The sequence below is a fragment of the Frigoribacterium sp. 9N genome, from assembly GCF_902506305.1.
Taxonomy (GTDB): Bacteria; Actinomycetota; Actinomycetes; order Actinomycetales; family Microbacteriaceae; genus Frigoribacterium.
In genome coordinates, this window is record NZ_LR733392.1 from 2,170,722 (window position 1) to 2,196,032 (window position 25,311).

The window sequence follows — 25,311 nt, forward strand, 5'->3', positions numbered from 1 at the left end:
CCTCCGAAGGGGTAGGTGGGGAAGTTGGGGGGACGAGGAGGTGCGGTGCGCGTCGTGCGCACGCCGCGCCTCCTCGTGCCGGTTACCAGCGGTAGTGCGCGAAGGCCTTGTTCGACTCGGCCATCTTGTGAGTGTCTTCGCGACGCTTGACAGCGGCGCCCAGACCGTTCGACGCGTCGAGGATCTCGTTCATGAGACGCTCGGTCATCGTCTTCTCGCGACGGGCCTTGGCGTAGCTGGTGAGCCAGCGGAGGGCCAGGGTGTTGGCGCGGTGGGGCTTGACCTCGACGGGGACCTGGTAGGTCGAACCGCCGACGCGACGCGAGCGGACCTCGAGCGTGGGGCGCACGTTGTCGAGCGCCTTCTTCAGCGTGGCCACTGCATCTTGGTCGTTCTTGGCGGTGACGCCGGCGAGAGCACCGTAGACGATGCGCTCGGCGAGGCCCTTCTTGCCGTCGAGGAGGATCTTGTTGACGAGCTGGCTGACGATCGGCGCACCGTAGACCGGGTCGGCGACGACAGGGCGCTTGGGAGCGGGTCCTTTACGAGGCATTACTTCTTCTCTGCTTTCGCTCCGTAGCGGCTGCGGGCCTGCTTGCGGTTCTTGACGGCCTGGGTGTCGAGCGCGCCACGGACGATCTTGTAGCGCACGCCGGGGAGGTCTTTCACACGACCGCCGCGGACGAGCACCATCGAGTGCTCCTGCAGGTTGTGGCCCTCGCCGGGGATGTAGGCGGTGACCTCGGTGCCGTTGGAGAGCTTGACGCGGGCGACCTTGCGGAGCGCCGAGTTCGGCTTCTTGGGGGTGGTGGTGTACACACGGGTGCACACGCCACGCTGCTGGGGGTTGGCCTTCAGGGCGGGGGCCTTGGTCTTGACGACCTTCGGCGTGCGTCCCTTGCGGACCAGCTGCTGAATAGTTGGCACTGGTTCTCCTCATCGGATCTCGACGCTGCCCTTGCGAACACGCCGAGTCGCGCTGCTCTCGCATCGCTCTGCTCTGTCCGGCTGATCAGCCGGCATCCTCGTCTCGGTGATCGAGACGGTCTGCCCGTCTCGGCCGCGAGGTCGAGGGGGCTTTTATTCGGGCGCGCGGTCAGGCGCACACCCGAAAGAGCTTATCTTGAGGTAGGGCCTTAATCAAATGGTCGAGGGTCGGAACGCCCCGGGTCGATGCGCGACACCGCCAGCGTGCCCCCGACCACGAGTCCGGCGCAGACAGCCGAACCGATCACGAACGGCGACACGGCGTACCGGGCGGCGAAGAGCAGCACCCAGACGAGCTCTTCTCGCACGAGGCCGTAGACGACTCCCCCGACGGCGAGCATCGACACGTAGACGAGCGCGGCCGTGAGGAGCGCGGCGACGAGGAGGTGCGGTGCGGGCCCGCGAGGGCCGGCCACCTCGTCACCGGTGACGGAGCGGGACCCACCCGCGCCGGCCGGGCGGGCGAACACGACGGGCTGGGCGGGGAACGTGCCCCGCACCTCCGGAGCCCTGTCGTCGCGGGCGTCGGAGAGCGCCGCCGACCGCAGCAGCGACAGCAGCACGACGAGCACGGCGGCGGCGACCATCAACGGGCCGAGCAGGGTGCCGGCGTCGGGTTCGTCGATGGGGTCGCGGTCGAGGAGCAGCGCCTCGAAGCCCGCCACCATGATGACGAGCGCACCGAAGAGGACGGTGCCCATGACGGCGTAGACGGCTCGGGACATCCTCCGAGGCTACGCGTCCGCGGGGGTGCGCGGCTACTCGCCCGCGGCCGTGTCCGAGCTCGCGTCGTCGGCGCCCTCGGCCGTGGTGGCGGGGGTCTCGGCGGCCTGGTCGGCCTGGGTGGCGGCGGCGTCCTGGAGGACGTAGACGAGGCCGCCGACGGTCCACTGGTCGGGGACGGCGTTCGTCGAACCACCCTCGGACGAACCCGAGCTGGCGAAGTTCGTCACGAGGAACAGCCGCGAACCCTGCTGCAGTCGGCCGAGGAAGTCGCGGGCCTGCTGGTAGCTGCCCTTGACGGTCACCGTGATCGGGATCGACGAGAAGTTCGCCGCGGTGATCTGCGGATCGGTGACGAGGTCGGGCGCCGCGGCGATCGGGGCCGTTGCCTCGGCCGTGGCACCGTCGGCGGCCGTCGAGTCCGTCGCCGCCGCGTCGGTGGCGGTGGCGTCCGCGGCGGGCGCCGCCGGAGCGTACGCCACGGCGTCGGACGTCGTGAAGGCTGTCACGGTCGTCCCGGTCTCAGAGGCCAGCTGGCTGATCTCGGTGAGGAACGCCGGGAGGGTCGCCTGGGACGGCACCGAGGTCTGCAGTGCGCCGAGCTCGGACTGCAACGCGGGCAGCTTCTCGTTGTCGGCCTTCAGGGTGGCGAGACCGGCACGGAGGGTGGCGTTCTGCTCGTCGACCGAGGCGGTCTGCTGGGACGCCGTGGAGGCGGCGGTGAGCTGCGGCTGGACCCCGAGCACGAACCCCAGGGCCAGGACGACCACGCCGGTCAGGACGGCGATGATCATCTTCAAGCGGTTGCGGTCCATGGTCATTCGTCCTTCGAAGCGGCGAAGCGTCCCGAGAACGCGTCGGCGGTGATGTGCATGGTGACGTCGGCTTTGTAGGTGCCTTCTTCGAGGGTGACCGAACCGGGTTGGGCGTCGGCGAAGCCCGGCAGGGTGGCGAGGCCGTTGAGCCAGTCGGGCACCGACGGCAGCGTCGGGCTGGTCGCCTGGAAGGTGAGGGTGGCGACGCGGGAGCCCTGGAGCGGAGCCGTCGGCTGGGCGTACTGCACGAGCGGCGAGGCCTGGTCGAGCGAGACGCCGACGATGGTGACGCCCACGGGCAGGGTGGCCTGCACCTTCTCGAGGTAGGCCGGCCAATCGATGTCCGTGCTTCCGCCGACGGTCTGGGCCGCGGCGGCCAGGCTCACCTGCGCCTGCGTCGAGCGGACGTCGGCGAAGGCGCCCTGCTCCATCAGCAGGGTCTGCGTCTCGCCCTGGGCGACCATGAGGTCGTCCTCGGCGTTCATCCGCTCGAGGAAGGCCGCCCCCGATCCGATCCCGACCACGACAGCGACCACGACGACGCCGCCCCAGACCCGACGGGTCAGGGCGGCGGCACGACGCTCCGCGCGGACCTCGGGAGGCAGCAGGTCGACGCGGGGCGCGCCTCCCACGGTGATGCCGGTGTCTTTCCCACGGGTTCTCATGCTGCGCTCCCCAGGGCCAGGCCGAGGGCCACGGTCAGGTCGGTCGACCGCGACCGCAGGGCGGCCTCGTCGAGGTTCTTCGCGAAGCCCACCGTCGCGAACGGGTCGGCGAGGGCCACCGGCAGGCGGGTGACCTCGCTGAGCGCCTCGGGCAGGCCCGGCAGGGCCGCACCCCCGCCGGCGATCATGATGCCCGCGACGGTCTCGGTCGGGCGGGTGTTGACGTAGTACTGGATCGTGTTGCGCAGGCTGCCGAGCAACTCGTTGACGGACTCGAAGATGGCGGACGACGCGGCCTGCTCGTCGGGCGTCGTGACGGTCGTGGCGAGGCCACGGCCGAACTTGATGCCCTCGGCGACCTGGGTCGAGACCTCGAGCTTCGTCGCGACGGCCTGCGTGACGTCGTCGCCCCCCGAGGGGATGATGCGGACGAACTGCGGGACCCCGTCGGCGATCATGATCACGGAGGTCGTGCTGTGACCGATCTCGACGAGCGCGACCGTGCCCGCGATGCGCGGGCGGGTGACGAGGAGGCGCGTGTTCGAGAACGGGATCAGGTCGACCCCCAGCGTGGTCAGGCCGGCGAGCTTGCTCGCCTGGACGTTGCCGAGGACGGCGTCCTTGACCGCCGCGATCAGCAGCCCGTGGACGACAGGACCGTTCTCGCCGAGCCCCTCGGCGTACGGGTAGAAGTCGAGGAGGGCGTCGGCGACCGGGACGGGCAGCATGTCCTGCACCTGGAACGGCAGCATCTCGCGGATGCGCTTGTGCGACGCCTTGGGCACGGTCATGTCGCGCGCGAGCACCCGCTGGTTGCCCATGCCCAGCACGACGCGCTTGCTCTTGAAGCCCCCGGCCGACCACAGCTGCTTGAGCGTGCCGGCCATGGTCTGCGACTCGATCACCTCTCCGCGGCTCGCCGCACCGTCGGGCAGGGACACCTCGCTGAACCGGACGATGGTCGGCTTGGCCTTGTCGACGTCGGCGACCTCGACCGCGCGCACGAAGCGGCTGCCGATGTCGATGCCCACGATGTTCTTGCCCATCAGTTCTGCTCTCTGTCAGCTCGCCCGGTCATGCCAGGCCGAGGAGGGTGAGGTACGCCGTGGCGACGGTGCCGCCGGCGAAGACGCCGACCCAGGCGCCCGCGAGCATCCAGGGGCCGAAGGGGATGCCACCGGTGCGTTCGACGCGTCGGGTGACCAGGAGGACGACGGCGAACAGGCCGCCGAGCAGGAACGCCGCGAAGGCGCCCACGGCGAACTCGCCCCAGCCGAGCCAGGCGAGGTACAGGCCGAGCACGCCGGCGAGCTTGACGTCGCCGAAGCCCATGCCACCCGGGTACGACAGGGCGGCGATCAGGTAGAAGGCGAAGAGGGAGGCCAGGCCGATGGCGGCGCGGACGAGCGCCGGCCAGTCCCCCACGAGGATGCTCGACGCCGCGAGGAGGACGCCCCCGACCGCGTAGGACGGCAGGACGATCGCGTCCGGCAGACGGTGGTGTTCGAGGTCGATGACGGCGAGCGCGACGCTCACGCCGGCCAGCCAGAGGAAGGCGACGAGGGACAGGAGGCGCGCCACGAGCGGCAGCGCCTCGGCCGGCACGCCGACGAGCGGCCACAGGCGGGCGGCGACGAGCACGAAGAACAGGCCGGTGGCCAGCTCGACGATCGGGTACCGGGCCGAGATGGACGTGCGGCAGTCACGGCACTTCCCGCCGAGAGCGAGCCAGCTGACCACGGGGACGTTGTCGCGTCGACGGATCGGCGTGCTGCAGCCCGGGCAGGCGCTCGCGGGTCGCGCGACCGAGAGGCCCGCGGGTACGCGGTACACGACGACGTTCAGGAACGATCCGATGGCGAGGCCGAGCGCCGCGGTGAGCGACAGGGGGAAGACGAGGGCGATCACTTGATCTCGACCCCCGCGGCGGTGAAGGCGGTCTTGCTCTCGACGAGCTGGCTGATGCCGTAGCTGGTCGACACCGGCGACAGGAACTTCGGCGGGGCCATGAACTCCATGCGGGTGTCGTACTTGTAGGCCTTCGTGTAGCCCGTGACGATGGCACCGCCCGACGTCGTCGCGACCGGCCCGCGGAACTTCTGGGCGATGGCCCCGTTGATGATCAACTTGCCCTTGGGGTAACCGTTGTCGAGGTTGTAGTTCTGCACGGTGAAGGTGTGCGCGACCGACAGGATGGCGGCGCTGACGGTGCGGTCGGTCTTGCTGCGGTCGAGCAGGGTGGAGGTCGTCACGTCGCGGGTCTGGGTGCAGGTGTAGACGAAGAAGCCGTTGCGGCAGGTGGCGTTGTAGGTCTCGGTCGTGGTCGTCGTCTTGACCGGGTTGTGCACGAAGACGGCGTTCTGCCCGACGAGACCGAGCATGTCTGCTGCCTGGTCGACGTAGGTGAGGTTGCCCGTGATGTACACGTAGTTCGCCGCGGCGACCGTGACGTTGCCCTTGAGCGCACCCTTGACGAAGACGTCACCCTTGGTGCAACCGTACGAGATCGTGTCGCCCGAGGTCACCGGGGGCGTCTCGCCGACGACCGGGAATCCGACGCCGTTGCCCGGGGTCGTCCCATCGGCACCGGTGCACGAGAAGCTCGTGGGTGCCTTCTTCGGGAAGTTCGGGTCGGAAGTCAACGAGGGGACGTCCTGGACGAAGATCAGGTTGTTGGCGATCACGGGCATGGTCTGGCCGCCCGGGCTGCCGAGCGTGCCTCCTGAGCTGCTGAAGCCCGGCGTGCCGCAGCCGGACGCGACGGAACCACCCGTGGCGGGCTCGCCGCTGACGTTGGTCGCCACGGTGTACGGCGAGTAGACGCTCATCGTGCCGCCCGAGTTGAACGTGATGGTCGTCGGACCGGTGAAGAGGCAGCCCGGGCGGGGCACGGTCGAGCTCGTGAGGTCGGACCGCACTTCTTGGCGCAGGCTCTGGTTGGTCGCGGGCATGTCGACGCGCTTGGCGAAGAGAGGGTAGTTCGGGTTGACGAACTTGGGTGTGCCACAGCCCGACGGGGTGCTGTACCGGGGACTGTCGGGATTGGCGCTCGTCACCGCTCCGTTGAAGGTGGCGCCGCAGATCAGCAGGGTGTCGTTGCTGTGGAGGGGGCCGTCGATGACGTCGGCCGAACCGAACTGCAGGGTCGTGCAGGCGGGACGGTCGGTGACCGCCCACTCGTAGGCCGGGGTGCACGAGGTGTTCGACAGCTGAGGGTCGAACAGCTCGTAGTCGGTGAAGTACAGGAAGTCGATGAAGCCCTTCTGCTTCAGGCCGGCCACGACGGTACGCGTCGTCGTGCCCACCTTTCCCGTGGCGCGTAGGCGCAGGATGCCGGACTTCGAGTAGGCCGAGTTGTCGACCTCGTACCGGTAGGACGACGTGGGGCTGCCCGCCACGGGCATCCAGGTGCCCGCCGCACCCACGCCGAAGGCCGGGTTGCCGGCCGCGCCCGTGAAGGTGCTCGTCTTGCTGAACTCGGTTCCCTTGACGCCGTACTGCGGGTACGTGTTGTCGTTGGCGAGTTTGCTCTGGTAGTCCTCGACGCCGGCGTAGGCGGCGGCGATCGCGGCGTTGAAGTCGGAGTCGGTGCGCGACGCTGTCGCGCCACTGATCGCGACCGAGACCATCGTGGCGCTCAGGAGCAGCAGGACTGCCCCCAATCCGATGACGGTGATGAGGGCGACGCCCCGTTCGCCGTCCTGGCGAGCGCGGGCCCAGCGGCGACCGAGCCGGGCGTGCAGCAGCGTGATCATCTCGACTCCTACGACGTCAGGTTGGGCAGGCCGACCGTGTTGGTCAGGACGGTGGACTTCGACAGATCGGCGGACGAGCCGACCTGCAGCGAGACCTGCACGGCCGAGATGCCCCGGACCAGGCCGATCGGCACGGCTCCCGCGGTCAGCGGGATCGTCGAGCCCCCCGAGTCGACGTAACGGAACAGCGCGGGTGCACCCTGCGCCGTGCCCACGACGGGCGAGGCGATCGTACGGACCGAGCTCGGGGTGGTCTGGAACCCCCAGTAGCCGCCGCCGAGGTCGTACGACGCCCAGGTGGTCTCGACGAGCTTGCCGTCGACGACCTTGAACTCGACGGTCACGGGCTTCTCCTCGGACGACGCGAGGTTGACGTAGGCGTAGATCTTGAGGCTCTGGTCGGTCGCCGTGACGAACGCGGCGTCGGCGATGTTCGAGGTCGAGACCGGGTTGTTCGTCGCGGCCCGGACGGTGCGGGTGACCTCGGTCATGCCGACCGTGGCCGTACGGGTGGCGGCGTCGATCGTGCGGCTCGAGGCCGAGGCACGGTACGCCGTGACGACGAAGCCCCCGGTGAGGGCCATGAGGACGGCGAAGAGCGCCATGGCGACGAGCATCTCGGCGAGCGAGATGCCCCGTTCGGGCTGGTCGACGAGCCGGCGCAGGCGGCGGGCGAGGGCGATGGTCATCAGCCGGCCGGTCGGGGGTCGAGGGTGGCCGCACCGGTCGACTTGTCGATCGTGCCGCGGGTGCGGATCGCGTCGGCGTCGAGGGTGACCGGGCTCTGCGCCGTCACGACGCCGAGGAGGTCGAGCACGACGACGGAGAACTTCCAGGTGCCGAACGGCAGCGCCACGTCTTTCTGGCCGCTGACGGTGAAGGTGTAGGCCTTGTTCGTGTTGCAGCCCGGGTCACCGTTGGCCTTGGTGCCGACCGAGGTGGCGACGACCGTGGCCGTGCCGTTCATCTTCGGCAGGCGCACGACACCCATCGGGACGTCGACCGTGGCGGTGCCGCCGGGTGGCGCGGCGACTGCCGTGAGCGGCTGGCCGGCACCGTTTCCGGGGGTCGCGGCCCAGGCCGACGGGTCGACGTCGACGCACGGCGTGTTCGTGACGACGCCCTTGTCGTCCTTGATCGGGGCGACGTAGCCCCCGGCCATGACGGTGTAGGCCACGGGGAAGAGGGTCGCGGGGTTCGCGGCGGACTTGACCGTCTGGACCCCGCCGAGGGTGCTGACGAACGTGGTCTCGAGGTCGGTCGGCAACAGGACGCTGCTGCTGTAGTTCGAGGCGTACTTGAGCGTGTACGTGGCGGCCGTGTCGTAGGTGAAGCTGACCGACGACGAGGTGCCGGCCTTGACGACGACGGGCGTGGTCTTCGGGGCGGCGACCTGCTTGATGTCGAGGTTGCCCGACTCGACGACGCCGACGGAGTAGTTGCCCGGCTTCACCTTGAGCGCGTACGTGCAGCCCTGGGTGTTCGTGACGGCCGGGGTCGTGGGCGCCGAGGCGCCGTTCGGCACGGCCGCCGGTGCGATGGCGACGGCGACGCCCGGATTGCCGGTGCCGCCGGCGCCGGTGACCTTGACGACGATCGTGCCGAGGGCCGGGTCGTTGATGCGGTCGCTCGGGGCGAGCACGGTCTCGGTCGTCACGGGTGCGGTGATCGACCGTTGGCCGGAGTAGCTGACGCTGATGGTGACGGCTTTGTACTGCAGGGTTCCGGTACCGGTGCCGCAGTCGGTGACGGTCGAGGTCGAGTCGACCCAGCGCACCGTCTGCGACAGACGGAAGTCGATGCCCGAGACCGTGTTGTCGATCTGCTTGTCGTCGACGGTGAAGACGTTCTGGGTGGCCCGCACCAGGTCGATCTGCTGCGCGGCGAGGTTGGTGGCGATCGCCCGCGCCCGTGACTCACGGGTCAGGACGAGCGCGTTGGTGATGGAGTAGGCGACACCGACCGAGATGATCGCGAAGACCATCATGGCGACCATCACCTCGACGAGGGTCAGGCCCGCATCGCGGTCGACGTCGTCGGACGGACGGAGGCGCTGGCTGAGCTTCTGGAACATGGTGGTCACCTCCCGGTCGGGTCAGGGGCGGATCAGCGGGAAGGCGGGGGTGGTAGCCGACGGCGCGGCCACCACCCCCGCAGAACTGGTGGCTAGGCCTTCTTCGTGAAGACACCAGACGACGAGCACGTGCCCTCGGCCGTGCCGACGACGTCGCTCGTCGCGTAGGTCTTCGACGTGGCGGTGCTGGTGGACGAGATGCAGAAGGTCGGTGCGGCGGTGGTGCCCCCGACGGTCATGGTGAGGTCGCCCGAGTTGTCGCCCTTGGTCAGTCCACCGGCCTTGAGGTCGGCGTTCGCCGGGTCGAGTACGCCGGCGGCGGGCAGCTTGCCGGTGTTCGTCTGGACGCTGATGACGGCGGTCTTGGCGTTCGTCAGGTCGTTCTTGACCGACGAGTCCTTGGCGTTGTTCTGCACGCCGAGGTACACCGGGATGGCGATCGCGGCGAGGATGCCGATGATGATGACGACGACGAGGAGCTCGATCAGGGTGAAGCCCTTGTCCTTGTCTTCGGTGAGGTTCTGGCGGCGGGCGCTGAGCTTGCCCATGAGGGTGAAGTACATGTCGCTGGTCCTGTTCGATCGGGTGCGGGAGTGATGCCCGGTGAGGGGGTGAGGCGGTCACTGAGCTCCCGCCGAGATCGATGGTGCCACCTGGGAAAGTGCCCCAGAATCCCTTGGAAGGGGGGTTTTGGCCTGCGACACGGCCCCAGTTCGGGTATCCCCCGAAAGGCCGGAAATCGCTGGTCAGCACCCGTTTGCGGGGTAGACCGCACGGTCGCCGGACGTCCGGGACGAGAAGGAGGCGCGAGCCGGCCTCGTGAGCCGGCCCGCGCCTCCTGCGGGGGTGCCTGGTGTGTTACTTGATCAGCGAGGTGATCTGGAAGATGGGCAGGTACAGCGCCACGATCATGCCGCCGACGACGACGCCGAGGAAGGCGATCAGGAGGGGCTCGATCAGGGCCGTCAGCGACTCGGTCGTCGACTTCACCTCTTGGTCGTAGAAGTCCGCGACCTTCTCGAGCATCGTCTGCAGCGAACCCGAGTCCTCGCCGACCGAGATCATCTGCGTGACCATCGACGGGAAGACGCCCGACTCGGTCAGCGGGCCGGCGATGGACTCGCCCTGCCGCACCGACTCGGCCACCTTGACCAGCGCCTCCTCGAGCACGTAGTTGCCCGACACCTCGCCCACGATGCGCAGAGCCGTGAGGATGGGCACGCCGGCGCCGATCATGTTCGAGAAGTTGCGGCTGAACCGCGCGATCGCGATCTTCCGGAACAGCGCGCCGAAGACGGGCAGCTTCAGCTTCAGCGGGTCGAGGAACGCCCGCACCTTGACCGAGTTCTTGTTCGTCCGCCACCAGATCGAGAACGCGATCCCCACGACGATGCCGGCCGGCACGACGTACGGCATCGCCCGCGACGCGTAGACGAGCATCATCGTCGGCAACGGCAGCTGGCCGCCGAGGTTGGTGAACATGTCCTGGAAGATCGGGACGATGAACAGCAGCATGATGACGACCGCGACGAGCGACATGACGAGCACGACGACGGGGTAGGTCATGGCCGACTTGATCGTCGACCGCAGCGCCACCTCCTTCTCGAAGTTCTCGGCCGTCGACTCGAGCGCCTTGTCGAGGAACCCGCCGGTCTCGCCCGCCTTGATCATGTTGATCATCAGCGGAGGGAAGTCCTTGTCGTGCTTGCCGACCGCGTCCGAGAACGAGACGCCGGTCTCGACGTCGTCGCGCACCTCGGCCATGATCTTGGCCAGCCGCTTGTTGTCGACCTGGTCGGCGAGGATCGTCAGGGTGCGCAGCAGCGACAGCCCCGAACCGATCATGGTCGCCATCTGGCGCGACATGACCGCGATGTCCTTCATCTTGACCGCACGGTCGCCGAGCCCGGGGATCGACACCTCGCGCTGCAGGCCGGTGCCGGCACCCGCCTCGCTGATCGAGATCGGCTGCACGCCCATCGTGCGGAGGCGGGTGATGACCGCGCCCTCGCTCGACGCGTCGACCTTGCCCTTGACGACCTTGCCGGCCCCGTCACGCCCCTTGTAGGCGTAGGCGACTGCCCCGGCCATCAGGCGGCCCCGCCCGAGAACGAGTCGCCGAAGTCGATGCCGCTGTCGAGCCCCTGGCTCTCGGACTTGTTGATCACTCGCGTCACGAGGCGGTCGAACCCTTCACGGTCGTGCACCTTCTCCATCGCGGCCTTGTGCGTCACGACGCCGGTGTTCACCAGGTCGGCGAGCTTCTGGTCCATCGTGTGCATGCCGAGGTCGCGGCCCGCCTGCATCGACGACGCGATCTGGTACGTCTTGCCCTCGCGCACGAGGTTGCCGATGGCCGGGGTCATCATCATGATCTCGGTCGCCACGACCCGGCCGCGGCCGCTGGCCTTGGGCAGCAGCGTCTGGCAGACGACGCCCTGCAGCGTCGAGGCGAGCTGGGTGCGCACCTGGTCCTGCTGGTACGGCGGGAACACGTCGATGACGCGGTCGATGGTCTGCGCCGCGCTCTGCGTGTGCAGCGTCGCGAAGACGAGGTGGCCGGTCTCGGCGGCGGTCAGCGCGACCGAGATGGTCTCGAGGTCGCGGAGCTCGCCGATGAGGATGACGTCGGGGTCCTGCCGCAGCACGTGCTTGAGCGCCGCCGCGAAGCTGTGGGTGTCGTGCCCGACCTCTCGCTGGTTCACGAGCGACTTCTTGTGCTGGTGCATGAACTCGATCGGGTCCTCGACCGTCACGATGTGGTCGGCCCGCGTGCGGTTGACGAGGTCGATCAGCGCCGCGAGGGTCGTCGACTTGCCCGAACCCGTGGGGCCCGTGACGAGCACGAGACCGCGCGGGAGCTTGGCGAAGGTCGACACCGACTCGGGCACGCCCAGGTCGCCGAGCTGCTTGATCTCGGTGGGGATCAACCGGAAGGCCGCCCCCAACGAGCCGCGCTGCTGGTAGAAGTTCACGCGGAAGCGCGACTCGTCCGAGAGCGAGTAGGCGAAGTCGAGCTCGAGCTCCTCGTCGAAGCGCTGCTGCTGCTCGGGCGTGAGCAGGCTCTCCAGCGCCGTGCGGACGATGGCCGCGTCCCAGACCGTACCGCCGGCGAGGGCGGGTCGGAGGTCGCCGTCGACGCGGATCGTGGGCATGGCGTCGGTGGTGACGTGGAGGTCGGAGGCGTTCTGCAGCACGACCTGGATCAGCGCCGAGACGAGCCCGGCGTGCGCGTGGTCGCGCGGGTGGCGGTGCAGCTCGATGCCGTGGAAGTCGGCCGCGTCCTCGGCCGTCGCGAGGACGGCGGTCGGCGCGTCGGCGGCGACGTGCTGCGGAGCCGGCGCGTCCCAGGGGGCCGTCGCGGTCGGGCCGGCCGAGGCGCCGGCAGGGCTCGGCAGGACGACGCCCTCGGCGGCGAACGGCGAGGACGACGCGAGCGACGCCGACGTGGCCGTCGTGCCGGCCGGGGTGCCGACCGCGGCCGGGTTCGCGACGGTGGGGGCGGGGGCGGCGAGGTCCGTCGCGGAGCCGGCCCGCGCCTCCTGCAGGGGGGACGCCTGAGCCCGGGAGGCGCGGATCGGCTCCTCGAAGCGCGGGTCGACCCAGCCGGGTCGCGGCGTCGACGGGAGCACGTGGCCGGCGGGGGGCGGGCTGAGCGGTGCCGGGGCGGCTGCCGCGGGCGACGTGACCACGGAGGAGGGCGCGGAGACCGACGACGGGGCCACGGCCGATCGGGGCAGGACGGGCGAGGGGCCGGTGTCGGGGACGAGCAGGGCCTCCTGGTCGGCCAGCGCGGCCTTGTCGACCAGCGCCTCGGCCAGCCGCGCGGCGCGACGGCTCGAGGGGGCACGCGTGGGCGTCCAGCCCATGACCGGGTCCTGGCCTCCGTCGAGGCTGTAGACGGGGCCCGTCGCGGCACCACCGGGCGACGCGGGAGCGGACGGGAACGGCGACGCGTCGGCCGGAGCCGTCGACGACGCGGTCGCGGAGCCGGTCGCGGTCGCGGTGGCGGTGGCGGACCGGACCTCGTTGCCCGGACGGCCCGGCGTCCACCCCGCGAGGGCGGCGTCCTCGGCGGCTGCGTCGTCGGGGATGTCGTAGATCGAAGCGCTCATGAGAGGGGCTCCTCGTGGTCGGTCCGGGCTCGGCCGGAGGCGGGCGTCACGCGACGACCCGCAGGATCTCTTCGACGCTGGTGAGGCCGAGCTTGGCCTTCTCCCAACCGTCCTGACGCAGGCTCAACATGCCCTGCTCGCGGGCGACCCTGCCGATCTCGGCGCTGGACGCACGGCTCACCGCGAGTCGCTCGATGTCCTCGGAGACGCTCATCACCTCGTGCAGCGCGATGCGGCCGCGGTAGCCCGTGTTCGAGCACTGCTGGCAGCCCACCGGCTGGTACACCGTGGGGTTCTCGTCGGGCTCGACCCGGAACTTCAGGTGGGCCAGCTGCAACGGGGAGTAGGCCGTGGGCGTCTTGCACCGGTCGCAGAGCCGGCGCGCGAGGCGCTGGGCGACGACGCAGTCGATGGCCGACCCGACGAGGAAGGGCTCGATGCCCATCTCGGTGAGTCGGGTGATCGCGCTCGGGGCGTCGTTCGTGTGCAACGTGCTCAACACGAGGTGGCCGGTCAGCGACGCCTCGATCGCGATCTGCGCCGTCTCGTGGTCACGTATCTCGCCGAGCAGGACGACGTCGGGGTCGGACCGCAGGATGCTGCGGAGCGCACTCGCGAAGGTCAGGCCCGCCTTGGGGTTGACCTGCACCTGGTTGATGCCCTTCATCCGGTACTCGACCGGGTCCTCGACCGTGATGACGTTGATCTCGGGACGGGCGACGGCGTTCAGCGTCGTGTACAGCGTCGTCGACTTGCCGGAACCCGTGGGGCCGGTGACGAGGATCATGCCGTAGGGCTTCGAGTACGACTCGGCGTAGACGTCGAAGTTGCGCTCGAGCAGGTTGAGGTCGCGCAGGCTCATCGAGGTGTTCGAGTTGTCGAGGATGCGCATCACGACCTTCTCGCCCCAGACGGTCGGCAGCGTCGCCACCCGCAGGTCGATCTGCCGCCCGCCGTGGCGGACCGACATGCGGCCGTCCTGCGGCTTGCGGCGCTCGGCGATGTCGATCTCGCTCATGATCTTGAGGCGCGAGATCACGCCGTTCTGGATCGCCTTGGGCGCCGGCTGCATCTCGTGCAGCACGCCGTCGATGCGGTACCGGATGCGCACGTCGGTCTCGGACGGCTCGATGTGGATGTCGGAGGCGTGGTCGGTGATCGCCTGGCTGACGAGCAGGTTGACGAACCGGACGATCGGCACGTCGTCGTCGGGGCCGTCCGTGATGTCGGCCGCCGTCTCGTGCGCCCTCTCCTCTTCGAGGGTCGACGTCAGGTCGTTGAGCTCGTCGTCGGCACGCAGGTACCGGTCGATGGCGGCGCGCAGGTCGTTCTTCTCGGCGACGACGGGGTCGACGCCCATGCGCAGGCCGGCGCGGACGTCGTCGATGGCGAAGACGTCGCCCGGGTCCTCCATGGCGAGGATCAACGCACCGTCGCGCACGCCGATCGGCAGGACCTTGTGCCGTCGGCACACGGCCGCGGGCACCATCGTCACGGCCGAGCGGTCGACCGGGTAGTCGATCAGCTCGACGAAGTCGAGGTCGGCGGCGGTGGCCCGGGCCCTCGCCACCTGCATCTCGGTGACGACGCCTCGCGAGAGGAGGTCGCGGATGGACGCCTCTTCCTCGGCAGGGCCGCGCGGGATCACGTCGAGCTGCTCGATCGGCAATAGCCCGTGCAAGATCAGGATCTCGGTCATGGAAGCCACGCGTACCTCCTCGGAAGTACAGGGCCTCGGGGGTAGGACGACGAGGCCGTTCGACGCTCGGGGTCGGGTCCGAGCTTGCCTCACGCTACGGCGGCGACGCCGTCGGCGGCACGTCCCAGAGCGGGTGCCCCTCGAAGGGGTGCGCCGGTCGCCCCCCGGTCTGACTCAGTAGGCGCGGACCACCGTGGCGGAGCGCCTCGCGGCGACGAACCCGGCCCGGTCGTAGAGCCCCAGGGCGCCCGTCGGGCTCACGGAGTCGACGTCGAGCACGGTGACCTCGAGCCCCTCGGCGACGTGCGCCTCCAGCGTCGACGCGAGCAGGGACTGCGCGAGGTGCCGTCCCCGCCAGGAGCGCCGGACGCCGACGTACTCGACGTAGGCGCACCGCCGCCCCAGGGCCGCCCAGTCCTCGGGGTCGACGTCGCTCAGCACGAACGCGACGACCTGCTCGGCGGCCTCGGGGTCGTCGAGGGGACGGGCGACGGCCAGCAGCGAGAGGTCCTGCCGGAAGGTGCCGGCACCGACCATCCGACCCCAGCGCTCCTCGCTCGTCGGCTGGCTGCCCCAGTGGTCACGGAAGGCGTCGTTGCGGGCCTGGCGCGTCGCCTCGACCCACTCGTCGGTCATCGTGACCAGGCGGACGGCCGGGTCGAGCGCGACGCGCTCGATCGGTTCCGTCAGGTCGCGCCGCAGCTCGGTCCACCATCGCGACTCGTCGAACCCCGCCCGACGGAACGCCGCCCGCGTGGCGAGGGCGTCCTCCTCGACGTCGGTCACGAGACCGGCCGGCAGCACCTCGTCACAGGTGGCCAGGTGCTGCTCGCCCCGGACCCGTTGCCACTCCAGGAGGCGGCGACCGAGACCCTCGCCGCGTCGGCCGGGGTCGACACCGCCGGGGACCCCCACCCGCACGAGGCTGACCCGCGTCGGGCCGAGGTGGCTGAGGCCCCAGGCGACGAAGCGGCCGTCGGCATCCACCCCGACGATGCTGTCCCGCACGAGGTCGACGCCGGGCGACGTGAGGTCGTCACGCACGACCTCGAGCGCGTGGCCGCGGTCGGGGTGGTCGACCGACCCGATGCGGGCACAGAGCGCGTGCAGGGGCACGAGGTCGTCGAGGGTGAGCGGTCGCCAGGTGACACCGGCGACGGGCTCCGGTGACACCACGACGTCGGGTGCCGTCACCCGCTCGCGGACGGGGCGGTCGGCCGTGCCGATGCGGACCCCCTCGGCGGCCTCGCCTCGGGCGACGACGACCGGGGGCGGTGTGGCCGGTGCCCCGACGGCGGCGGCGGCCGTGGCGGCGGCAGCAGTGGCGGCGACGCCGGTCGTCAGGGTGGCGGTCTCGTCGGGCTGGTCGTCAGGCATCCCTCCATCCTGCCGGGTCGGCTCCCGCCGTCGCCTCAGCCCGACGGGGGAACACCCGCTCGCGTCGCCGCCCCGACCAGGAGGGACGACGAAGGGCCCCGGTCCGCACAGGGTGCGAGCCGGGGCCCTTCGAGGTGAGGCCCTCAGGAGGCGCGGTGGGGGTCAGACCCTCACCGCGCCTCCTGACGGGGTTCTCAGTTGTAGGTGCCGGGGGTGAAGTCGTCCGACGAGAAGGAGTCGAAGTCCACGAAGCTCAGGTCGGCTTCGTTGAACGACGCGTCGTCGGTGAAGACGCGGTTGGGGTACCGCTCCGCCTTCGCTTCTTCCGTCGCCTCGACCGACACGTCGCGGTAACGCGACAGGCCGGTGCCCGCGGGGATGAGCTTTCCGATGATGACGTTCTCCTTCAGACCGACCAGCGGGTCGCTCTTGCCTTCCATGGCGGCCTGCGTCAGGACGCGGGTCGTCTCCTGGAAGGACGCGGCGGACAGCCACGACTCGGTCGCCAGCGAGGCCTTCGTGATGCCCATGACCTCTTGACGAGCGGACGCGGTCCGCTTGCCCTCGGTCAGTGCCGCACGGTTGATCTCGTTGTACTTCGACCGGTCGACGAGCTCACCGGGCAGCAGGTCGGTGTCGGCGTGGTCGACGACCGTGACCTTGCGGAGCATCTGACGGACGATGACCTCGATGTGCTTGTCGTGGATCGGCACGCCCTGCGAGCGGTAGACGTCCTGGACGCCACCCACGAGGTGCTGCTGCACCGCACGGACGCCCTTGACGCGCAGGACCTCTTTCGGGTCCACCGCACCGGCGATGATCTGCTCACCGAGCTCGACGTGCTGACCGTCCTCGACGAGGAGGGTCGAACGCTTGAGCACGGGGTAGATCACTTCTTCGTCGCCGTTGTCGGGCTGCAGGATGACGCGGCGAGCCTTGTCGGTGTCCTCGATCGTGATGCGACCGGCCGAGTCGGCGATCGGGGACGCACCCTTGGGGGTACGCGCCTCGAACAGCTCGGTCACGCGGGGCAGACCCTGCGTGATGTCGTCGGCCGAGGCCGAACCACCGGTGTGGAAGGTACGCATGGTCAGCTGCGTGCCGGGCTCACCGATCGACTGGGCCGCGATGATGCCGACGGCCTCACCGATGTCGACCAGGTTGCCGGTGGCCAGCGAGCGGCCGTAGCACTGGGCGCAGACACCGACGGCGGCCTCACAGGTGAGGACGGAGCGGACCTTGATGGTCTCGACACCGGCCGCCACGAGCTCGTCGATCAGCACGTCTCCGACGTCGGCGCCGGCCTCGGCCAGCACCGTGCCCTTCGCGTCCACCGCGGCAGCCGCGAGCGACCGTGCGAACACGGTGTTCTCGACGGTCGCGTCGCGCACCATGACGCCGTTGGCGTCGGGTGCGGCGATCGGCATCTCGAGGCCGCGCGAGGTGCCGCAGTCGTCCTCACGGATGATGACGTCCTGCGACACGTCGACGAGACGACGGGTCAGGTACCCCGAGTCGGCCGTACGGAGGGCCGTGTCGGCCAGACCCTTGCGGGCACCGTGCGTCGCGATGAAGTACTCGGCCACCGACAGACCCTCGCGGTACGAGGAGATGATCGGGCGCGGGATGATGTCACCCTTCGGGTTGTTCACCAGGCCTCGCATGCCGGCGATGTTGCGCACCTGCAGCCAGTTACCACGAGCACCCGACGTCACCATGCGGTTGATGGTGTTGTCGATCGGGAAGTTCGCGCGCATCTCGGCGGCGACCTCGTTCGTGGCCTCCGTCCAGATCTTGATCAGGTCGGCGCGACGCTCGGCGTCCGAGATCAGACCCTTGTCGAACTCGGACTGCACGGCGGCGGCCTGCTTCTCGTAACCCGCGACGATCTCGGGCTTGCGCGGAGGCGTGAGCACGTCGGACAGCGCGACGGTGACACCCGAACGCGAGGCCCAGTAGAAGCCCGCGTCCTTGATGTTGTCGAGTGCCGCCGCGACGGCGACCTTCGGGTAGCGCTCGGCGAGGTCGTTGACGATCGTCGAGAGCATGCCCTTGTCGGTCACCTGCTGGACGAACGGGTAGTCCGCCGGCAGGTTCTCGTTGAAGAGCGCGCGACCGAGGGTCGTCTCGAGCAGGATGTCCTGCCCGACCTCGTAGCCCTCGGGAGCCTCGCCCTCGGCGAAGTGCACGCCGTTCATGCGGATCTTGACCATCGCGTTGAGGTCGAGCGTGCCCTGGTCCTTCGCGAGGATCGCCTCGGCGACCGACGAGAAGGCACGGCCTTCACCCTCGGCACCCTCGGTGACCGTCGTGAGGTAGTGCAGACCGATGATCATGTCCTGTGCGGGCAGGGTCACCGGACGACCGTCGGACGGCTTCAGGATGTTGTTCGACGCGAGCATCAGGATGCGCGCCTCGGCCTGGGCCTCGACGGACAGCGGCAGGTGCACGGCCATCTGGTCACCGTCGAAGTCGGCGTTGAACGCCGCGCAGACGAGCGGGTGCAGCTGGATGGCCTTGCCCTCGACCAGCTGGGGCTCGAACGCCTGGATGCCGAGACGGTGCAGCGTGGGCGCACGGTTCAGCAGCACGGGGCGCTCGCGGATGATCTCTTCGAGGACGTCCCAGACCTGCGGGCGCGAACGCTCGACCATGCGCTTGGCCGACTTGATGTTCTGAGCGTGGCTCAGGTCGATCAGGCGCTTGATGACGAACGGCTTGAACAGCTCGAGGGCCATCTGCTTGGGCAGACCGCACTGGTGCAGCTTCAGCGTCGGGCCGACGATGATGACCGAACGACCCGAGTAGTCGACGCGCTTGCCGAGCAGGTTCTGGCGGAAGCGACCCTGCTTTCCCTTGAGCATGTCGCTCAGGGACTTCAGGGCGCGGTTGCCGGTACCCGTGACGGGACGACCGCGACGACCGTTGTCGAACAGGGCGTCGACGGCCTCTTGCAGCATGCGCTTCTCGTTGTTCACGATGATCTCGGGAGCACCGAGGTCGAGCAGGCGGCGGAGGCGGTTGTTGCGGTTGATCACGCGACGGTAGAGGTCGTTCAGGTCGCTGGTCGCGAAACGGCCACCGTCCAGCTGCACCATCGGGCGCAGCTCGGGCGGGATGACCGGGACGACGTCGAGGACCATGGCGGCCGGCGAGTTGCCGGTGGCCAGGAACGAGCTGACGACGCGCAGGCGCTTGATGGCGCGGATCTTCTTCTGACCCTTGCCCTCGGAGATCTGCAGGTGGAGGTTCTCGGCCTCGGTGGTGAGGTCGAAGCCCTCGAGGCGCTTCTTGATCGCCTCGGCGCCCATGTGGGCCTCGAAGTAGATGCCGAAGCGGTCCTGCAGCTCGTGGAAGACGGCGTCCTCGGGCTTGAGGTCGCCGACCTTGAGGTTGCGGAAGTCCTCCCAGACGCGCTCGAGGCGGTTGATGTCCTCGTCGAACGACTTGCGCGTCTGCGACATCTCTTTCTCGGCGCCGTCCTTCGCACGACGCTTCTGGTCGCTCTTCGCGCCTTCTTCCTCGAGGACGGCCAGGTCGTCCTCGAGCTTCTGGAGGCGGTCGGCGATGCGCGTGTCGCGCTGCGACTCGAGCTGCTTGATCTCGAGGCGGAGCTCGTTCTCGAGCCCGGGCATGTCGGCGTGACGGCCCTCTTCGTCGATCGAGATGACCATGTAGGCCGCGAAGTAGATGACCTTCTCGAGGTCCTTCGGGGCCATGTCGAGCAGGTAGCCCAAGCGCGAGGGGACGCCCTTGAAGTACCAGATGTGCGTGACGGGAGCGGCGAGCTCGATGTGGCCCATGCGCTCACGACGCACGGACGACTTCGTGACCTCGACGCCGCAGCGCTCGCAGACGATGCCCTTGAAGCGGACGCGCTTGTACTTGCCGCACGCGCACTCCCAGTCACGCGACGGCCCGAAGATCTGCTCTCCGAAGAGGCCGTCCTTCTCGGGCTTCAGCGTGCGGTAGTTGATGGTCTCCGGCTTCTTGACCTCACCGTGCGACCAGGCGCGGATGTTCTCGGCAGTGGCGAGGCCGATCCGCAGCTCATCGAAAGTTGTTGCTTCGATCAAAATTTAATCCCTTGTCAGATGTATCGACGTGTCGTTGTGGGAAGGGGGCTTAGATCTCGTCGACGTTCGACGATTCGAAGCGGGAGGAGATGTTGATGCCGAGCTCTTCGGCGGCACGGAAGACCTCGTCGTCCGTGTCGCGCAGGCTGACCGTCTGGCCGTCGGCCGAGAGGACCTCGACGTTCAGGCAGAGCGACTGCATCTCTTTGATGAGGACCTTGAAGCTCTCGGGGATGCCGGGCTCCTGGATGTTCTCGCCCTTGACGATGGCTTCGTACACCTTCACGCGGCCGAGGATGTCGTCCGACTTGATGGTCAGGAGCTCTTGCAGCGCGTACGCGGCGCCGTAGGCCTCGAGGGCCCAGACCTCCATCTCACCGAAGCGCTGGCCACCGAACTGTGCCTTACCACCCAGCGGCTGCTGCGTGATCATCGAGTACGGGCCCGTCGAACGCGCGTGGATCTTGTCGTCGACGAGGTGGTGCAGCTTCAGGATGTACATGTAACCGACCGAGATCGGGTTCGGGAACGGCTCACCCGAGCGACCGTCGAACAGGCGCGCCTTGCCGGACGAACCGATCAGACGCTCACCGTCGCGGGTCGGCAGGGTCGAGTCGAGCAGACCCTCGATCTCGCGCTCGGCGGCACCGTCGAACACCGGGGTGGCGACCTTCGTGCCGGGAGCGGCGCTGAGCGCCTCTTCGGGCAGGTTCTTCGCCCACTCCTGGACGCCCTCGACGTTCCAGCCCTGCGCCGCGATCCACCCGAGGTGGATCTCGAGCACCTGGCCGAAGTTCATCCGACCGGGGACGCCCAGCGGGTTGAGGATGATGTCGACCGGCGTGCCGTCCGCGAGGAACGGCATGTCCTCGACCGGCAGGATCGTCGAGATGACGCCCTTGTTGCCGTGACGACCGGCGAGCTTGTCGCCCGCCGTGATCTTGCGCTTCTGGGCGATGAAGACGACGACGCGCTGGTTGACGCCCGAGCCGAGCTCGTCGTCGCCGTCCTGCGAGTCGAAGACCTTGACGCCGATGACCGTTCCCTGCTCGCCGTGGGGCACCTTCAGGGACGTGTCGCGGACCTCACGGCTCTTCTCGTTGAAGATCGCACGCAGCAGGCGCTCTTCGGCGCTGAGCTCGGTCTCGCCCTTGGGCGTGACCTTGCCGACGAGGATGTCGCCGGGGCGCACCTCGGCACCGATGCGGATGATGCCGCGCTCGTCGAGGTCGGCCAGCAGGTCGGGGCTGACGTTGGGGAGATCACGGGTGATCTCCTCCTTGCCGAGCTTCGTGTCGCGGGCGTCGACTTCGTACTCTTCGATGTGGATCGACGAGAGCGTGTCGTCCTTGATGAGGTTCTGCGACAGGATCATCGCGTCCTCGTAGTTGTAGCCCTCCCAGGGCATGAACGCGACGAGCAGGTTCTTGCCGAGCGCGAGCTCGCCGTTCTCGGTCGCGGGACCGTCGGCGATGACCTCGCCGACCTCGACACGCTGGCCGGCGTCGACGATCACGCGGTGGTTGTAGCTGGCGCCCTGGTTCGAGCGGTCGAACTTGCGCAGGTAGTAGTCCTGCGTGCCGCCGTCGTCGAGCTGGACGGTGACGACGTCGGCCGACACCTCGGAGACCACGCCCGCGGCGTCGGCGGTGACGACGTCACCGGCGTCGATCGCGGTGTAGCCCTCCATGCCGGTGCCGACGAGGGGGCTCTCGCTGCGGACGAGCGGGACGGCCTGACGCTGCATGTTCGCACCCATCAGGGCGCGGTTCGCGTCGTCGTGCTCGAGGAACGGGATCAGCGACGTGGCCACCGACACCATCTGGCGCGGCGAGACGTCCATGTAGTCGACCTCGGCCTTGTCGACGAGCTCGACCTCGCCACCCTTCTTGCGGACGAGCACCTTGTCGTCGACGAAGTCGAACTTGTCGTCGAGGGGCGCGTTCGCCTGGGCGACGACGTAGTCGTCCTCTTCGGAGGCGGTGAGGTAGTCGATCGTCGTGGTGACGTTGCCCTTCTCCACACGACGGTAGGGCGTCTCGATGAAGCCGAACGAGTTGATGCGCGCGAAGGACGCGAGCGAGCCGATCAGGCCGATGTTCGGGCCTTCAGGGGTCTCGATCGGGCACATGCGGCCGTAGTGCGAGGGGTGGACGTCGCGGACCTCGACGCCGGCGCGCTCACGCGACAGACCGCCGGGGCCGAGCGCGCTCAGACGACGCTTGTGCGTCAGTCCCGAGAGCGGGTTGTTCTGGTCCATGAACTGCGAGAGCTGCGAGGTGCCGAAGAACTCCTTGATCGCGGCGACGACGGGGCGCACGTTGATCAGGGTCTGCGGCGTGATCGCCTCGATGTCCTGCGTGGTCATGCGCTCACGGACGACGCGCTCCATGCGCGACAGACCGGTGCGGACCTGGTTCTGGATCAGCTCGCCGACCGCGCGGATGCGACGGTTGCCGAAGTGGTCGATGTCGTCGACGTCGAGGCGCAGCTGGACGGGCTCGCCGTCGCGCGTGCCGTTCATCGACTTCTCTTCGGCGTGCAGCGACACGAGGTACTTGATCGTCGCGACGATGTCGTCGACGGTCAGGACCGAGTCGCCCAGGGGCGCGTCGATGCCGAGCTTGCGGTTGATCTTGTAGCGACCCACCTTGGCCAGGTCGTAGCGCTTGTGGTTGAAGTAGAAGTTGTCGAGGAGCGCGCGCGCGGCCTCGGCAGCGACCTGCTCGCCCGGACGGAGCTTGCGGTAGATGTCCTTGAGCGCCTCTTCCTTGGTGAGGATGGCGTCCTTCTCGAGGGTGGCCTCGATCGAGGCGAAGCCCTTGAACTCCTCCATGATCTCTTCGCTCGTCAGGCCGAGGGCCTTGAGGAAGACGGTCACGCTCTGCTTGCGCTTGCGGTCGATGCGCACCCCGACCTGGTCGCGCTTGTCGATCTCGAACTCGAGCCAGGCACCACGGCTCGGGATGACGCGAGCCGAGTAGATGTCCTTGTCGCTGGTCTTGTCGGAGGCGCGCTCGAAGTAGACGCCCGGGCTGCGGACGAGCTGCGAGACGACGACACGCTCGGTGCCGTTGATGATGAACGTGCCACGCTCGGTCATGAGCGGGAAGTCGCCCATGAAGACCGTCTGGGTCTTGATCTCACCGGTGAGGTGGTTCATGAACTCGGCGTTCACGTAGAGCGGTGCGGCGTAGGTCTTGCCACGCTCTTTGCACTCGTCGATCGTGTACTTGGGCTCTTCGAGCTCGGGGGCCGTGAACGAGAGCTGCATGGTCTCGCCGAGGTCTTCGATCGGCGAGATCTCTTCGAAGATCTCTTCCAGGCCCGAGTGGAGGGCCAGGTCGGTGCGACCCTGCTCGGTCGCCTCGGCGAGGCGGTCCTTCCAGATGTCGTTGCCGACGAGCCAGTCGAAGCTCTCGGTCTGGAGCGCCAGCAGGTCGGGGACCGTCAGCGTGTCGGTGATCTTGGCGAACGAGAGCCGCGATGCGTTGCGACCGTTCTTGGGTGAGTTGGTGGATGCGTTGTTCGCAGCAGCCAAGGAAGTAACCTCCGTGGACCCCGTCGGGTCATCACTGTCGGACAGTATGTGGTGAGTGAGTGAACGGCCCTACCCGGCGGACACCATCCACCCCGCCGTCATATTCGGGGGTGGGTGTCTCGAGACGTTGTCGACCGCAATATGACGACAGGACGCACGGGGAGCGCAAAGGTCCATACTAGGTCGCCCCGGACACGCCTGGCAAGCCCTGTCGTTGACCTTTCGCCCGAGCTTCGGTATAACCCGGGCGCATGCACAGGCATTCCACGGGATCGAGGGCCGCGCGCGCCTCCTCGTCCCCGGGATGGGAGGCTTGGGGCATGGCCGCACAGCACGACGACCCGCCCGTCGAGATCTCGATCGGGGCAGGTCTCGCCCGCGTGGACGAGGACCGGCACCGCCCCGGTTCGTACACCCTCGTCGTCGACGGCACGCCCCAGTCGCACGTCGACCTCGACGACCCGACGCACCTGGCCTTCGAGTACGTCCGGCGCATCGGGCACGCCGTCGACCTGCTGCCCGAGGGGCCGGTCACCGCACTGCACCTCGGCGCCGGCGCCCTGACCCTGCCCCGCTACGTCGAGGCCACCCGACCGGGTTCGCGCCAGCAGGTGATCGAGCTCGAGGCCGACCTCTTGGCCCTGGTGCGAGAGACCCTGCCGCTGCCGCGGGGGGCCTCGATCCGGGTGCGCTACGGCGACGCCCGCGAGGTCATGGTGAAGCTGCCCGCCGGACTGCGCGGCACGGTCGACCTGCTGATCGTCGACGTGTTCGGTGGCTCGCAGATCCCCGCCCACGTCACGTCGCTCGAGTTCTACACGGCGGCGGCCGAGTTCCTGTCGCCGACCGGCATGCTGATCGTCAACTCGGCCGACGGCGCGGGGCTGGCCTTCGCCCGCGGCCAGGCGTCGACCCTCGCGACCGTGTTCGAGCACGTCGTGGCCGTGGCCGACCCCGCGACGCTCAAGGGCCGTCGCTTCGGCAACGTCGTGCTGATCGGTTCGCCGTCGCCGCTGCCGACCGACCGCATGCCCCGGCTCTACTCGTCGGACCCGCTGCCGGCCAAGGTCGTCCACGGCCGTGAGCTGCGCGACTTCGTCGCCGGGGCGCCCGTCGTCACCGACGCGACGGCCGTGCCCTCGCCCGAGCCGTCACGGAGCGTGTTCGGGGCGCGCTGACGACGCCCCGCTCCAGCCGGTGGGCCGCCCCCGTGGCGCCCACGACGGCGGCCGAGGCGAGGGGCGCGACAGGTGAGAAGAACACGAGCCACAGTGCCGCGACTACTCAGAACCGTCAGAGACTGCGGTTCTCTCCGGCATCCCGCCACGATGTGGACACGACGCCAGGCGAAAAGGTGGCGCTGTGTCCATCTCGTGGCGGCGTGAGGGCACGGCGGCGAGGCCGCACGAGCGCGCCGCGGCACGAGGCCAGAGCGGCCCGGGGAAGTTGCGGAGGGGGCCGCGCGGCGGGCTACTGGTCGGCGC

General features: G+C 69.0%; 18 protein-coding genes. 1 reads left to right on the top strand and 17 read right to left on the bottom strand.

Annotation, left to right across the window (positions count from 1 at the left end; all coding sequences use genetic code 11):
• Positions 1–82: 82 nt before the first annotated feature.
• The 17 genes from rpsG to rpoB all read right to left on the bottom strand — a co-directional run bounded on the left by rpsG (position 83) and on the right by rpoB (position 23,827).
• Positions 83–553, bottom strand: coding sequence for a 30S ribosomal protein S7 (rpsG, locus tag ARTHRO9V_RS13245; protein WP_043593378.1), 471 nt, complete (start codon positions 551–553; stop codon positions 83–85).
• Positions 553–927, bottom strand: a complete 375-nt coding sequence (gene rpsL / locus ARTHRO9V_RS13250; protein ID WP_056043579.1) for a 30S ribosomal protein S12 — start codon at positions 925–927, stop codon at positions 553–555. Before rpsL ends, rpsG begins: the two co-directional genes overlap by 1 nt.
• A 209-nt stretch (positions 928–1,136) precedes the next feature.
• Complete coding sequence (locus ARTHRO9V_RS13255) at positions 1,137–1,712, bottom strand: DUF6121 family protein (protein ID WP_056043581.1); 576 nt, start codon at positions 1,710–1,712, stop codon at positions 1,137–1,139.
• Positions 1,713–1,745: 33 nt separating this feature from the next.
• Complete coding sequence (pilO, locus tag ARTHRO9V_RS13260) at positions 1,746–2,525, bottom strand: type 4a pilus biogenesis protein PilO (protein WP_159827818.1); 780 nt, start codon at positions 2,523–2,525, stop codon at positions 1,746–1,748.
• Between the two features lie 2 nt (positions 2,526–2,527).
• Positions 2,528–3,190, bottom strand: coding sequence for a hypothetical protein (locus tag ARTHRO9V_RS13265; protein ID WP_159827820.1), 663 nt, complete (start codon positions 3,188–3,190; stop codon positions 2,528–2,530).
• Positions 3,187–4,236: a type IV pilus assembly protein PilM gene (gene pilM, locus ARTHRO9V_RS13270; protein ID WP_159827822.1), complete on the bottom strand. Its 1,050-nt coding sequence runs from the start codon at positions 4,234–4,236 to the stop codon at positions 3,187–3,189. Before pilM ends, ARTHRO9V_RS13265 begins: the two co-directional genes overlap by 4 nt.
• A 28-nt stretch (positions 4,237–4,264) precedes the next feature.
• A complete protein-coding gene (locus ARTHRO9V_RS13275) occupies positions 4,265–5,098 on the bottom strand; it encodes an A24 family peptidase (protein ID WP_159827824.1) in 834 nt (277 codons plus the stop codon).
• A complete protein-coding gene (locus ARTHRO9V_RS13280; RefSeq protein ID WP_159827826.1) occupies positions 5,095–6,945 on the bottom strand; it encodes a hypothetical protein in 1,851 nt (616 codons plus the stop codon). The genes ARTHRO9V_RS13275 and ARTHRO9V_RS13280 overlap by 4 nt, the downstream gene beginning before the upstream one ends.
• An 8-nt stretch (positions 6,946–6,953) precedes the next feature.
• Positions 6,954–7,634, bottom strand: coding sequence for a type II secretion system protein J (locus ARTHRO9V_RS13285; protein WP_056043596.1), 681 nt, complete (start codon positions 7,632–7,634; stop codon positions 6,954–6,956).
• A complete protein-coding gene (locus ARTHRO9V_RS13290) occupies positions 7,634–9,019 on the bottom strand; it encodes a prepilin-type N-terminal cleavage/methylation domain-containing protein (RefSeq protein ID WP_159827828.1) in 1,386 nt (461 codons plus the stop codon). Before ARTHRO9V_RS13290 ends, ARTHRO9V_RS13285 begins: the two co-directional genes overlap by 1 nt.
• Before the next feature lie 92 nt (positions 9,020–9,111).
• The gene (locus ARTHRO9V_RS15925) at positions 9,112–9,582 is read right to left on the bottom strand and encodes a type II secretion system protein (protein WP_159827830.1); all 471 of its coding nucleotides are present in this window, start codon (positions 9,580–9,582) and stop codon (positions 9,112–9,114) included.
• Positions 9,583–9,877: 295 nt separating this feature from the next.
• On the bottom strand, positions 9,878–11,110 hold the full coding sequence (locus tag ARTHRO9V_RS13300) for a type II secretion system F family protein (protein WP_056043602.1): 1,233 nt from the start codon (positions 11,108–11,110) through the stop codon (positions 9,878–9,880).
• The gene (locus ARTHRO9V_RS15930; protein ID WP_305038406.1) at positions 11,110–13,134 is read right to left on the bottom strand and encodes a PilT/PilU family type 4a pilus ATPase; all 2,025 of its coding nucleotides are present in this window, start codon (positions 13,132–13,134) and stop codon (positions 11,110–11,112) included. The genes ARTHRO9V_RS13300 and ARTHRO9V_RS15930 overlap by 1 nt, the downstream gene beginning before the upstream one ends.
• Before the next feature lie 46 nt (positions 13,135–13,180).
• On the bottom strand, positions 13,181–14,842 hold the full coding sequence (locus ARTHRO9V_RS13310) for a GspE/PulE family protein (protein WP_056043605.1): 1,662 nt from the start codon (positions 14,840–14,842) through the stop codon (positions 13,181–13,183).
• Positions 14,843–15,007: 165 nt separating this feature from the next.
• Positions 15,008–16,210: an N-acetyltransferase gene (locus ARTHRO9V_RS13315; protein WP_159827832.1), complete on the bottom strand. Its 1,203-nt coding sequence runs from the start codon at positions 16,208–16,210 to the stop codon at positions 15,008–15,010.
• Positions 16,211–16,404: 194 nt separating this feature from the next.
• The gene (locus tag ARTHRO9V_RS13320; protein WP_056043611.1) at positions 16,405–20,286 is read right to left on the bottom strand and encodes a DNA-directed RNA polymerase subunit beta'; all 3,882 of its coding nucleotides are present in this window, start codon (positions 20,284–20,286) and stop codon (positions 16,405–16,407) included.
• Positions 20,287–20,335: 49 nt separating this feature from the next.
• On the bottom strand, positions 20,336–23,827 hold the full coding sequence (rpoB, locus tag ARTHRO9V_RS13325; RefSeq protein ID WP_056043614.1) for a DNA-directed RNA polymerase subunit beta: 3,492 nt from the start codon (positions 23,825–23,827) through the stop codon (positions 20,336–20,338).
• 320 nt (positions 23,828–24,147) lie between these two features.
• On the opposite strand from rpoB, the gene ARTHRO9V_RS13330 reads away from it, so the two are divergent.
• Positions 24,148–25,005, top strand: coding sequence for a spermidine synthase (locus ARTHRO9V_RS13330; protein ID WP_159827834.1), 858 nt, complete (start codon positions 24,148–24,150; stop codon positions 25,003–25,005).
• The last annotated feature ends 306 nt before the right edge of the window (positions 25,006–25,311 follow it).